11 protein-coding genes are annotated in these 12,754 nt (G+C 65.1%); 4 read left to right on the top strand and 7 right to left on the bottom strand.

Features of this window, described 5'->3' with window-relative positions:
* Window positions 1-68 precede the first annotated feature (68 nt).
* From dgcA to CYJ07_RS07495, 6 genes are all read right to left on the bottom strand, one after another.
* A complete protein-coding gene (dgcA, locus tag CYJ07_RS07470) occupies window positions 69-2,141 on the bottom strand; it encodes a dimethylglycine demethylation protein DgcA (RefSeq protein WP_104203056.1) in 2,073 nt (690 codons plus the stop codon).
* Window positions 2,142-2,151: 10 nt separating this feature from the next.
* Window positions 2,152-2,697, bottom strand: a complete 546-nt coding sequence (locus tag CYJ07_RS07475; RefSeq protein ID WP_104203057.1) for a DUF5943 domain-containing protein — start codon at window positions 2,695-2,697, stop codon at window positions 2,152-2,154.
* Between the two features lie 109 nt (window positions 2,698-2,806).
* Complete coding sequence (locus CYJ07_RS07480) at window positions 2,807-3,784, bottom strand: dipeptidase (RefSeq protein WP_104203058.1); 978 nt, start codon at window positions 3,782-3,784, stop codon at window positions 2,807-2,809.
* Between the two features lie 267 nt (window positions 3,785-4,051).
* Complete coding sequence (gene gbdR, locus CYJ07_RS07485; protein ID WP_104203190.1) at window positions 4,052-5,212, bottom strand: choline metabolism transcriptional regulator GbdR; 1,161 nt, start codon at window positions 5,210-5,212, stop codon at window positions 4,052-4,054.
* Between the two features lie 257 nt (window positions 5,213-5,469).
* Window positions 5,470-7,128 (bottom strand): thiamine pyrophosphate-dependent enzyme, encoded by a 1,659-nt coding sequence (locus CYJ07_RS07490; RefSeq protein ID WP_104203059.1) that lies wholly within the window; start codon window positions 7,126-7,128, stop codon window positions 5,470-5,472.
* A 13-nt stretch (window positions 7,129-7,141) separates the two neighbouring features.
* Window positions 7,142-7,459, bottom strand: coding sequence for an NIPSNAP family protein (locus CYJ07_RS07495; protein WP_104203060.1), 318 nt, complete (start codon window positions 7,457-7,459; stop codon window positions 7,142-7,144).
* Between the two features lie 194 nt (window positions 7,460-7,653).
* Between CYJ07_RS07495 and yiaK the strand changes: the two genes are divergently transcribed.
* The 4 genes from yiaK (at window position 7,654) to CYJ07_RS07515 (ending at window position 11,915) form a co-directional block, all read left to right on the top strand.
* Window positions 7,654-8,673, top strand: coding sequence for a 3-dehydro-L-gulonate 2-dehydrogenase (yiaK, locus tag CYJ07_RS07500; protein WP_104203061.1), 1,020 nt, complete (start codon window positions 7,654-7,656; stop codon window positions 8,671-8,673).
* 111 nt (window positions 8,674-8,784) lie between these two features.
* Complete coding sequence (locus CYJ07_RS07505) at window positions 8,785-9,756, top strand: Bug family tripartite tricarboxylate transporter substrate binding protein (RefSeq protein WP_104203062.1); 972 nt, start codon at window positions 8,785-8,787, stop codon at window positions 9,754-9,756.
* Between the two features lie 148 nt (window positions 9,757-9,904).
* Window positions 9,905-10,384 (top strand): tripartite tricarboxylate transporter TctB family protein, encoded by a 480-nt coding sequence (locus CYJ07_RS07510; protein WP_197038286.1) that lies wholly within the window; start codon window positions 9,905-9,907, stop codon window positions 10,382-10,384.
* Between the two features lie 4 nt (window positions 10,385-10,388).
* Window positions 10,389-11,915, top strand: coding sequence for a tripartite tricarboxylate transporter permease (locus CYJ07_RS07515; protein WP_104203064.1), 1,527 nt, complete (start codon window positions 10,389-10,391; stop codon window positions 11,913-11,915).
* A gap of 74 nt (window positions 11,916-11,989) precedes the next feature.
* On the opposite strand, the gene CYJ07_RS07520 is transcribed toward CYJ07_RS07515, so the two are convergent.
* Window positions 11,990-12,727, bottom strand: coding sequence for a FadR/GntR family transcriptional regulator (locus tag CYJ07_RS07520; RefSeq protein WP_104203065.1), 738 nt, complete (start codon window positions 12,725-12,727; stop codon window positions 11,990-11,992).
* Window positions 12,728-12,754: the final 27 nt, after the last annotated feature.

The raw sequence follows: 12,754 nt of genomic DNA on the forward strand, positions 1-12,754 counted from the left end.
AGTGGACTTGCTGCTCCATGAGCTTGACGAGCCGAACTTCAACAACACCTGGCCGAGCGCAATAGCTTTCAAAGGTCTTTGCATAGCCGCAGGGCGTCGTATATGGCCGCATGCGTATTGCGCGGCGCGGTGCAGTCGCCCAGGCGGAACAGCAGGTAGCCGTCACCCTCCTCGGCGAGGCAGGGCTGCGCCTGGGCAGCGTAGAGCGCCTCGAGATCCACCTGGCCGCGGTTGCGCGAACGATCCTTGAGCGCGTAGTAGAGCGTCTCGTCCGGTCGCACACCGTTCTCCACCACCACCTGGTCGACCACCCGCTCCTCCAGGGCGCCGGTGTACTCGTTTTCGAGCACCGCCACCAGGCCGCTGCCCTCGCGGTAGACCTTGTGCAGCATCAGGTCGGAGGTCATGATCACCTCCTTCTCGTAGAGGCTGCGGTAGTAGGTGGGGAAGGTGGTGCCCCCTACCGCCGCACCCGGCTTGATGTCGTCGGTGACGATCTCGACCTTGGCGCCCTTGTCGGCCAGGTAGTCGGCCGCCGAAACGCCGGAGAACTCGCAGATGGCGTCGTAGATCAGCACGTTCTTGCCCGGCGCCACCTTGCCCGAGAGGATGTCCCAAGTACTCACCACCAGGCTCTCCTCGGGGTTCTCCGAATAGCCCCACTCAGGGAACTGGCTGAGGAAGGGCTGGCCACCGGTGGCGAGCATCACGACGTCGGGTCGCAGGTCCTCTATCGTCGCCTCGTCGGCGCGAGTGCCCAGGCGCAGGTCGACGCCGAGGCGCGTCAGTTCGAGCTGGTACCAGCGGGTGATACCGGCGATCTGGTCGCGCTGCGGGGCCTGGGCGGCGATGGTGATCTGTCCGCCCAGGGCCTCCGCCGCCTCGAACAGGGTGACGTCGTGGCCGCGCTCGGCGGCAACGCGTGCCGCCTCCATGCCGCCGGGGCCGCCGCCGACCACCACGACCTTGCGCCGGGAGCCTTCGCTCTTCTCGATGATGTGCGGCAGGCCCATGTACTCCCGCGAAGTGGCGGCGTTCTGGATGCACAGCACGTCGAGTCCCTGGTACTGGCGGTCGATGCAGTAGTTGGCGCCGACGCACTGCTTGATCTGGTCGACCTGGCCCATCTTGATCTTGGCGATCAGGTGCGGGTCGGCGATGTGCGCCCGGGTCATGCCCACCAGGTCGACGTAGCCTCCTTCGAGGATACGCTGGGCCTGGTTGGGGTCCTTGATGTTCTGGGCGTGAATTACCGGCACGCCGACCACTTCCTTGATGCCCGCCGCCAGGTGCAGGAAGGGCTCCGGCGGGTAGGACATGTTGGGAATCACGTTGGCCAGGCTGTTGTGGGTGTCGCAGCCCGAGCCGATCACGCCGAAGAAGTCGACCTGACCGGTGGCATCGTAGTAGGCGGCGATCTGCTTCATGTCCTCGTGGGTCAGGCCATCCGGGTGGAACTCGTCGCCGCAGATGCGCATGCCGACGACGAAGTCGTCGCCGACCTCGGCGCGCACCGCCTTGAGCACTTCCATGCCGAAGCGCATGCGGTTCTCGAAGCTGCCGCCCCACTGGTCCTCGCGCTTGTTGACCCGCGGGCTCCAGAATTGGTCGATCAAATGCTGGTGCACGGCGGAAAGCTCGACGCCATCCAGGCCACCCTCTTTCGCACGCCGCGCGGCCTGGGCGAAGTCGCCGACGATGCGCCAGATCTCCTCCTCCTCGATGGTCTTGCAGGTGGAGCGGTGCACCGGCTCACGGATGCCGGAGGGCGATACCAGGGTCGGCCAGTCGAAGCCGTCCCAGCGCGAGCGGCGCCCCATGTGGGTGATCTGGATCATGATCTTGCCGCCATGCATGTGCACGGCATCGGCCAGATTCTGGAAGTGCGGAATGATCCGGTCGGTGGCAAGGTTGACCGAGCTCCACCAGCCCTGGGGGCTGTCGATGGAAACCACCGAGGAGCCGCCGCAGATGCACAGGCCGCAGCCACCCTTGGCCTTCTCTTCGTAGTACTTGACGTAGCGCTCGGTGGTCATGCCACCGTCGGTGGCGTGCACCTCGGCATGGGCGGTGCTGACCACGCGGTTGCGAATGGTCAACTTGCCGATCTGGATCGGCTCGAAGATCGCGTCGAATGCCATGGAAACCTCCTCAACCCCGGGCGTCGGGCAGCGGCTTGACGATAAAGATGCCCACTTCACAGCCAGGCTCGGCGGCGCTCTGGGTCTGCTCGGCGACGGTGCGCAGGGCACTGCCACGGGCGGCAAGGATCTGGTCAATGGCGCCGGCGAACCAGCCGGTGAACATGTACTCCTCCTTGTGCCCGGTCTTGCCGAGCTGATAGACGAAGGCGCTGTGCTCCAGGCGGACTCGGGCGGTACCGGCATCGAGGTCGATCGCCTCGGTGACGAACTTGCCCCAGCCGCGCTGGGAAAGTCGCAGCATGTAGTGGTCGAATACCGCTACACCTTCCAGGCCGTGCAGCTCGGCTTCCTTCTCGCACCAATGCCAGGCGCTCTTGTAGCCGGCGCGGTAGAGAATCTCGGCGTACTCATCCACACCCAGCGCCTCGGCGACGGCGATGTGATTGTTGATGAAGAAGTGGCGCGGCACGTAGAGCATCGGCAGGGCATCGGTGGTCCACACGCCGGTCTCGCTATCTACCTCGATGGGCAGCTCGGGGGCCATCTTGGTCACGGTCGGTTACCTCAAATCGTTGTTCTTTGGCTTCGGGCTTCGGCAGCGGTATCGTCCACGGCTCGGAGTCCGCAACTCTTGGCTTTTGCTCGTGGCTTGTGGCTGGCCGTCAGGCGCCCCACACATCCTTCAATACACGCACCCAGTTCTCGCCCATGATCTTGCGCACCTGAGTTTCGCTGAAGCCGCGGCGCAGCAGCGCTTCGGTCAGGTTGGGGAACTCGCCGATGGTGCGGATGCCCTCGGGGTTGATGATCTTGCCGAAGCGGGTCAGGCGCCGGGCATAGCCCTTGTCGTGGGTCAGCCACTCGAAGAAGTCCTGCCCGTGGCCTTGGGTGAAGTCGGTGCCAATGCCGATGGCGTCCTCGCCGACGATGTTCATCACGTACTCGATGGCCTCGACATAGTCGTCGACGGTGGCATCGACGCCGGCGCGCAGGAAGGGGGTGAACATGGTCACGCCGACGAAGCCGCCGTGCTCGGCGATGAAGCGCAGCTCCTCGTCGGACTTGTTGCGCGGATGCTCCTTGAGGCCCGACGGCAGGCAGTGGGAATAGCAGACCGGTTTCTGCGACTCGAGGATGACCTCCTCGGAGGTCTTGGCACCGACGTGTGACAGGTCGCACATGACGCCGACGCGGTTCATCTCGGCGACGATTTCGCGACCGAAGCCGGAGAGCCCACCGTCGCGCTCGTAGCAGCCGGTGCCCACCAGGTTCTGGGTGTTGTAGCACATCTGCACGATGCCCACGCCGAGCTGCTTGAAGATCTCGACGTAGCCGATCTGATCCTCGAAGGCGTGGGCGTTCTGGAAGCCGTAGATGATGCCGGTCTTGCCCTCCTCCTTGGCTCGGGTAATGTCGGCGGTGGTGCGCACCGGGCGCACCAGGTCGCTGCATTCGGCCATCAGTCGGTTGGAGGCGACGATGTTGTCGACCGTGGCCTGGAAGCCCTCCCACACCGAAACGGTGCAGTTGGCTGCGGTGAGTCCGCCGCGGCGCATGTCCTCGAACAGCTCGCGGTTCCACTTGGCGATGATCAGGCCATCGATGACGATGGCGTCGTCGTGCAGGTCACGGGGAGTCATGAGGGTGCTCCGGATCGGGTTGGCTTGACGGCAGCATAGCGCCGGCCAGGTACGGCCCGACTCCTGAGAGCGACGGCGACCATTCCGAAAACGTCATGTCTGTCGCGACAGCGACGGGCGCCGGGTACTGAGACCGGCAGGATCGAAGTAAACGCGAGTGCCGAAACGCGCCTCTCCCGCCGGGGCGGGAGAGGCGACGCGTCTCGGAAAGGAATTTGACAACAGGCGACGCCGCGGCTTCGCGACAGGTGGCGCCACGCTCAGGCGTTACTGTCGCAAGCGTACGCTGGCGTACGTCGGCTCGCCCCGGGCCTGATCCAGCGCCATCAGCGCCGCGGAAACCGGCTGCTCCGGTACCGGCTGAAGGGTAACCGGCTCCAGCAGGAGACTGTCGGACGACGACTCGGGAAGCGCCGGCGGGCGCAGCGGGCTGGTGCCCAGCCGCTCCTCCCGCGGCGGCATGCCGAAGAACTCCCGGTAGCACTTGGAAAAGTGCGGCGTGGAGACGAAGCCGCAGGCCGAGGCCACCTCGATGATCGACATCGAGGTCTGCTTGAGCAGCTGGCGCGCCCGGGTGAGGCGCAGCTTGAGGTAGTAGCGCGACGGCGAACAGTCCAGGTACTTCTGGAACAACCGCTCTAGCTGGCGGCGGGAGACGCCGACGTAGTCGGCCAGTTCCTCGAGCCCGATGGGCTCCTCCAGGTTGGCCTCCATCAGCGCGACGATCTCCAGCAGCTTGGGCTGGGTGGTGCCCAGCACATGCTTGAGCGGCACCCGCTGGTGGTCGTTCTCGCCGCGCATGCGCTCGCAGATGAACATCTCGGAGATGCCCGCCGAGAGTTCTCGGCCATGCTCGCGGCCGATCAGGGTCAGCATCATATCGAGCGGCGCGGTGCCGCCGGAGGCGGTGGCTCGGTCGCGGTCGATGGAGAACAGCCGCGTGGTTAGCACGGCACGGGGGAACGACTCGCGCATCGCCGCCAGGCACTCCCAGTGCACGCTGGTCTCGTAGCCGTCGAGCAGCCCCGCCTTGCCCAGCGCCCAGCTGCCGGTACAGATGCCGCCCAGCCGGCGCGACAGGCGCGCCTGGGACTGCAACCAGCTGACGTGCTCGCGCTGCACGGCGCGGGCCGGTCCCACGCCGCCGCAGACAATCACCATGTCCAGCGCCAGCGGCATGGTGATAGCGCCGTCCGGGGTGACCCGCAGTCCATCGCTGGCCGGTATCGGCCCGCCATCCACGCTCAGCGTGAACCAGCGGTACAGCTCGCGACCGGCCAGCTGGTTGGCCATGCGCAGCGGTTCGATGGCCGAGGCCAGCGAGAACAGTGTGAAGTTTTCCAGCAGCAGGAAACCCAGGGTCTGGGGGACCGGTGCCTTGCGTGGGGACTGGCTGGAAGCGGACGAAGCCGTGGATGACGTAGCCATGATCATACTCCGATGCCGTGTGTCGTTATGGTTGTCGGCATGTTTACCCGTCAGGGTGCTGTGTCAGGGTCGTGGGTCGGTGCCTTGAGGTGTCGCGATCAGGCAAGGTTGACTGTCACGATATTCCAAATTGTCGCTCTCGGATACGTCAAAATCGGCCATTCGCGAGAAGGCCGCCAGCCATGCGGCCCTTCGGTGTCGCAACCAGACGTCATAAGCGTCGCTCGTGGACAAGAGTGGCGTGCCGGATGACTGCCTCACGCCTTGGGCGGCGTGGCATGCGGCGTGTCGGCGGGCATGCGTATCTCCAGCAGCGCCGATCCCGCATGGGCCTGGCAGCGGGCCAGCGCCTCCGGCAGTTGGTCGTTGCGCTCGATGGCTTCGCCATGCAGTCCGAATCCCTTGGCCAGGGTGACGAAGTCGGGGTTGATCAGCTCGGTTCCCGAGACCCGTCCGGGGAAGCGTCGCTCCTGATGCATGCGGATCGTCCCGTAACTGCCGTTGTTGACCACCACGAACAGGATTTTCAATCCCAGCATGCGGGCCGTCGCCAGCTCCTGGATACTCATCAGCGCACAGCCATCGCCACCGAAGGCGACAACGCTGCGCTCCGGCAGGGCCAGTTTGGCGCCGATGGCCGCCGGGAAACCATACCCCATGGCACCGCTGGTCGGCGCCAGCTGCGAACGAAAGGCGTGAAACGTCAGGTAGCGCTGCAGCCAGAGGGTGTAATTGCCCGCACCGTTGGCGTAGACCGTATCCTTGGGCAGGGCTTCGGCGATCGTCGCCACGACGGTCTGCATGTCCAGGTCGCCCTCGGCGGGCTCGACCTTGGCGTAAGCCTCGAAGGCCTGCCTCGCCTGGGCCAGGTAGGCTCGACGCGCCATCTCACCCCGCGGGGGTAGCGTCGCCAGCGCTTCGGCGAACTCCGGCGAGGTCGCGTTGATCGGCATGCCGTGGTAGACCCGGCCCAGCTCGCCGATATCCGCATGCACGTGGATGAACCGCTGTCGCGGTCGTGGCGAGGCCAGCAGGGTATAGCCCTGCGTGGTGGCCTCGCCCAGCCTGGCGCCCAGTGCGATGACCAGGTCGGCCCGCTCCACCAGCGCATTGGCCTGCGCCGGCGCGCCCAGGCCGAGGCGCCCGACATAGGCCGGCGAATCGTTATCGACGAAGTCCTGGCAGCGGAACGAGGCCAGGATCGGCACGTGATGCGCTTCGGCGAACTGGCGCAGGTGTTCGCCGGCCCGAGCGCTCCAGTCGCCACCGCCGACGATCAGCACCGGACGCTGCGCCTCCTCCAGGGCTTCGGAGACACGCACCAGCGACTGCGGATCGGGAGCGATGGGGACGCGACTTGCGGCCGGAGCGTCTTCGACGCGGACCATGTCGTCGAGCATGTCTTCGGGCAGCGAGACGACCACCGGGCCGGGGCGACCGGAAATCGCCGTCTGGAAGGCGCGCGCCAGCACTTCCGGCAGGCGCCTGGCATCGTCCACCTCGGTGACCCATTTGGCCACGGGGCCGAACATCTGGCGATAGTCGATCTCCTGAAAGGCCTCGCGCTCGCGCATGTGGCGTGCGACCTGGCCGATGAACAGGATCATCGGCGTCGAATCCTGGCGCGCGGTGTGCACGCCAATGCTGGCGTGGCATGCACCCGGTCCGCGCGTGACGAAGCAGATACCCGGCAACCCCGTCATCTTGGCATGGGCTTCGGCCATGTTGGACGCCCCCGACTCATGCCGGCAGGTGACCAGTTTCAAGCGCTCTCGGCGATCGTACAGCGCGTCCAGCACGCTGAGATAGCTTTCGCCGGGCACGGCGAAAGCCTGCGTCACGCCGTTGTTCAGCAGTGCATCGACCAGTACCTGTGCGCCCGTGCGCGGGGCTTGTTCCTCGTGTGAGTCAGCCATAGTCACCTCGGTTTCACATGGGGGAAAAGCGGGAGGGGCGCAGCAGCTTGTTGCTCTGATGCTGGACGTTGCCCGCCTCGGCGCTCTTCTTGCGGTAGGCAATCCAGTCGGGGTCCTTCTCCATGGCGGTGCGACGTGCCTCCCGGTCCGCTGCGCTCTCGTAGCCCCACAGGTGCACGACTTGGTTCAACTCCCCCGTCTCGGTAACGAAATAGCCCAGCAGATGGCCCAGGTGCCGTTGTTGGATCGGTAGCCCCTCGCGCTCGTAGAGCTCGAGATAAGCGTTCAGACGGCCCGGGACCATCGTGTAGGTGCGTAGATCGACAAGCATGGCACTACCTCTTTCGTTTGGCGATTTGGGGGGAAGGTGAAACCATTAGTAATACATACTATGTATTATCAACTTTGCAACCCTAGGCACGAAGAGGTGATAGCACGGTGTATCTACTACTAAAGGCGGATATCACGGTGTCGGCTTGGTCGCTACGTTATTTGTATGATGTATGACTTAATGGATACGACACCATGACGGCGATCCCTTTTAATACTCTGGTCCATACCCTGGAGCGGGTCCTGCAGCGCGCCGGGCTGACAAGCGCGGATGCGGAGCTCTGCGCCCGCATTCATGCCGAGAGCACCTGGGACGGTGTCGCCTCGCATGGCGTCGGTCGCATCGCTCGCTTCGTCGATTACGTTCGCCGCGGCTGGGTCGATCCTAGCGCCACGCCGGAGCGGATTCATGCCTTGGGTGCGCTGGAAGTCCACGACGGTCACTTCGGCATCGGGATTCGCAATGCCATGCAGGCCACCGAGCGCGCCATGTCGCTCGCCGAGGAGCACGGCATGGGAGTCGTTGCCCTGCGCGACACCACCCATTGGATGCGCGGCGGTAGTTATGGCTGGCATGCCGTGGAGCATGGCTATGCCGCGCTGATGTGGACCAATACGGAATCGTGCATGCCGGCCTGGGGTTCGTCGCAGCAGAGCATCGGCAATAACCCGCTGGTCATGGGCGTGCCGGGCGAGAGCCCGCTGGTGCTCGACATGGCCATGTCGCAGTTCTCCTACGGCAAGCTCCAGACGCTGCGCCAGCAGGGCAGACAACTCCCCATCGACGGCGGCTTCGACGCCCAGGGCGAGCTGACCCGGGAGCCCGCGGCGGTCGAAGCCACGCGCCGCATTCTTCCTACCGGGTACTGGAAAGGCTCCGGTCTGGCCATCCTGCTCGACGCGCTCGCGGCGCTGCTGGCCCAGGGCCGGCCCAGCCACGAGATCGACAAGCTGCAGCGGGGCAGCGGCACCGGCTGCTGCCAGGTCTTCATGCTCTTCGATCCCCGCCATCTGGGCGGTCAGGATCTCTGCCGTCAGTTGGTGGACGGCATTACCGCCCACCTGGCATCGGCCGCGCCGGACGAGGGGGGCGCTCCCGTGCGCTGGCCGGGCAAGGCGACCAGTGAGCAGAGGCGACGAGACAAGCATGCGCCGGGGGCGGCCGTGGAGATCGACGACGCGACCTGGAACGACATCCTCGCGCTCGCGGAGTGACGCCCCTGCCTGCGCGGTGTCTGCAACGAGGCATGATGGGCGGCTCGCCCGGTCGGGCGCCGCCCCTGACGACAGCAAAATGACGAAGCCAATAACAAGAGGAGTACCACTATGCTCAAGACAGCCATGGGGCTTGCCTGCGCTCTGACGCTGGTGACCGCCCCGGTCAACGCCGCGGAGGAGTACCCGACCCGTGACATCCGCATGATCGTGCCATGGGGCGCCGGAGGCGGCACCGACGGTATCGTGCGCAAGATCACCGACCTGGCGGAAGAGCCACTATCCGGCACCGTCTACGTCGAGAACATCGAGGGCGGCATGAGCGGCAACGGCCTGATCCAGCTGATCAACGCCAAGGCCGACGGCTACACCCTCGGTGCCCTGACCTACGACAGCGTCATCACCGTGCCGTGGCAGGACATGCTGCCGGGCTACAGTGTCGACGAGATGGACCTGATCGCACGCATCACCAGCGAACCCGACGCAATCATCGTGCCGGCCGACTCGGAGCACGACAGCTTCGAAGCGCTGATCGAGGCAGCCAAGGCCGAGCCCGGCGCCATTCGCGCCGGCATTCAGAACATGGGAGCGCGCACCCACCTGACGCTGCTCCAGCTGATGGATGCGACCGGCGCCGACTTCAAGATCATCTCCTATCCCGGTGGCGCCGCGCCGCAGAAGGAGGCGCTGCTGAACGGCGAGATCGACCTTGCGGTCACCAGCCTTGGCGATTTCGCTTCGCTCATCGAGGGGGGCGATGCGCGCGGCCTGATCGAATTCACCGACGTGCAGAGCCAGTCGTTCCCGGATGTGCCGCCCGCCTCCGAACGCGACCTCGATATCCAGATGGGCAGTTTCATCATCCTGGCCGCCCCGGCCGGCACGCCGGAACCGATCCTGGACGAGCTCGAAGCGGCCTACCAGGCAGCCTACGAAAGCGACGAATTCCAGGACTGGCTGGTCGACGTCGGGGTAACGCCGAACTGGCTGGGACGCGACGAAGTCACCGAATGGGTCGACACCACCCAGGAGGAGATCTTCGCCACCATGGAGGAACTCCAGGAACAGGGCATTCTCGACTAGGCCGACGCAGACGCGCCTCGCCATGGCCGTCTGGCGCCCCGCCGCGCGAAGTGCCGCCTCCGCCGTGCAACTGCGCGGCGGGGCTATCCCCTACAGCGAGAGAGGTGGAACCTTGAAGCTCCCCTACTCATTCAGTGGAAAGTGGATCGTGCCCGTCCTGCTGCTGGCTGTCACCACGATCTATCTCGTGAATGCCCTGCAAATGATGCCGCCGATCAAGCGTGGCGACATCACGGCGTCGTTTTTTCCGGTCGTACTCGCCGTGATCATGTACCTCTCGATCGGCGTCGTGCTCTGGCAAGGGCGCAGCGAAGCCGGCAAGGGCGCGGCTCCCGAGACGCCGCCTGCCGCGGGCGCCGAGGCCAGCGTCCCAGCGCTGAACCGCTTCGGCGCGCTGTGGGTCACCTTGGTGACCGGCCTGTATATCGGCGTCTTCTCGGTCATCGGCTACTCCCTCTCCACGTTTCTCTACGTGCTGCTGCTGACGTTCCTGTTCGGCAACCCCCGTCCCGGCAAGGGAGGTCGTGCCTGGATCGTCAAGATCGCCGCCGCCCTCGTCATCACCCTGCTCGGTTACGCCCTGTTCGAGCTCATCTTCCAGGTTCGCTTGCCCACCCTGTGGACGTAACGGTATGGACTACTTCAGAGAACTGCTCAACGGATTCACGACCCTGCTCCAGCCGGAGGTGTTCGCCTACTTGGTGGGCGGCTACCTGATCGGCACCTTCTTCGGCGCCGTGCCGGGGCTGACCTCGATGCTGGCCATCGCCCTGCTGCTGCCGCTGACCTACAGCCTCGACGTGACCACGGCGCTCGTGGCCTGCGCCAGCATCTTCATGGCGGGCATGTGCAGTGGCAGCATCACCGCCACCACGATCAATATTCCCGGCGCGCCGGCCTCGATGATGACCGCGATCGAAGGCTATCCGCTGCAGCAGCGCGGCGAGGGGGCCAAGGCGCTGGGTCATGCGGCGCTGGCCTCAATGATCGGTGGCGCCCTGGGCGCCGTCCTGCTGATGGTGATCGCTCCCCTGGCGGCCGAAGCCGCACTGCTGATCCGCACGCCCGGAAAGTTCTCGCTGATCGCCTTCGCGCTGATCGTCATCGTCATTTCCCAGCGGGACTCCATCCCCAAGGGGCTGGTCACCACGACGCTGGGGGTCATGGTCGCCACGGTGGGCATCGACGTGATGCAGCCCGTGCCGCGCTTCACGTTTGGCACCAGCACGCTGATGCAGGGCATCGACATCATGCCCTTGGTCATCGGCGCCTTCGCCATTAGCGAGCTATTGGTGCAGGCGCGCAAGGGCGGGCGGCGTACCGTCGATGCCGATGCCGTCAAGGCCGAAAGGATTCGTCGCCGGGATTTCATTCCGCCGCTCAGCGAAGTGCGCGAGATCGGCGTCTACCGCTATATCAAGTCCGCCGTCATTGGCTACGCCATCGGCGTCCTGCCCGGTGCGGGCGGCTCGATGGCCGCTTTCGTCTCCTACGCCGAAGCCATGCGCAGCTCCAAACATCCCGAGCGCTACGGCAAGGGCTCGTACGAAGGCATCGCGGCGGCCGAAGGCGCCAACAACTCGATGTGCAGTGGCGCCTTCGTGCCCATGCTCTCGTTCGGCATCCCCGGCGACCCCACCACGGCCATCGTGCTCGGTGTGCTCGTGATCAACGGCCTGCAGCCGGGCCCCCAGTTCCTCGATACCCAGCTGCATCTGGTGGCCCCGATGTTTGCGGCCCTGCTCGTTAGCGCCTTGGTCCTCGTGCCGCTGACGCTGTACCTGCTCGGCCCCTATTTCGTGCGCATCGTGTCGATTCGCCGCGACGTGCTGTACTCCAGCATCGCCGTCATCGCGCTGGTCGGCAGCTACGTGGCGACCTACTCCACCTTCCAGATGTCGCTGGCGCTGCTGTTCGGCGTGCTCGCCTACGTCCTGCGTCAGCACAAGTACCCTATCGCCTGCCTGCTGCTCGGCTTCGTGCTGGGGCCCAGCCTCGAGGAGTATTGTCGACGGGCCCTGTCCATCAACGACGGCAATCCCATGATCTTCCTCACCAGTATCGACAGCCTCTTCTTCCTGCTGCTGACCGGGGTGTTCTACTACTTCATGGTGGTCCGCAAACCCAGGACGCCGACCATAGGAGGCGTCGCCAGCTGACGTGCCGTCCCTTACCTCCAGCGCCGGGTTCCTCGGCGCTTTTTTTTTCGTCGTCTTCTCGGCTCCCGTGTCCTCTAGCGAGTCAGGTAGTTCGCGTAGAGGTTCCAGGAACGGCTGAGATGCTGGTACATGGTCTCCCTTGCCGCATCCGAATCGCGGGAGAGGATGGCCTCGAGGATATAGCCATGTTCCTCCTTGACCCGCCCGATATAGCGTTCCGCGGCGGCCCGATCGATGTCGACGGCCTGCAGCTTGGCGCGGGGAATCATGCTCTGGCTGAGCTGGGCATAGAGCTGGAGGAAAAACGGATTCTTCGCGGCCTTGAAGATGGCGCAGTGGAATTCGTAATCCTCCACGCGTGCCTGGGACTTCTCGGCGTGTGCCCGAATGAAGGCGGCATGCTTGGCTTCGAGATCGCGACGATCCTCCTCGTCGTGTCGCTGGGCGGCCAGCTCCGCTGCCGCCGGCTCCAGTGACAGACGGAGTTCGAGGACATGCAGGATATCCTGGATCGTGGTGGGGCTGATTCTTTCCGCCGGGCGGTCTTCGATGGCAGTGGAGCGCAGCACCGTCGTTCCCACACCCCTTCGCGTCTCCACCAACCCCAGCGACTTGAGATGCGTCACGGCCTCGCGTATCACCGTGCGGCTGACGCCGAACGAGTCGCAAAGGCGAGCCTCGGTCGGCAGCTTGTCGCCCACCTTGATCCTTCCTTCGAGGATCAGGGCTTCCAACTTATCGGCGACATGCGTCGGTAGGCTCCCCTGCTTCGAGACCTTCTGTACGTTCAGATCAGAAATATCGATTGTCATATCGTTGCCCTGAGCATTAACCCCTTT

Origin of the sequence: Billgrantia saliphila (genome assembly GCF_002930105.1) — a bacterium.
GTDB classification, from domain to species: Bacteria; Pseudomonadota; Gammaproteobacteria; order Pseudomonadales; family Halomonadaceae; genus Halomonas; species Halomonas saliphila.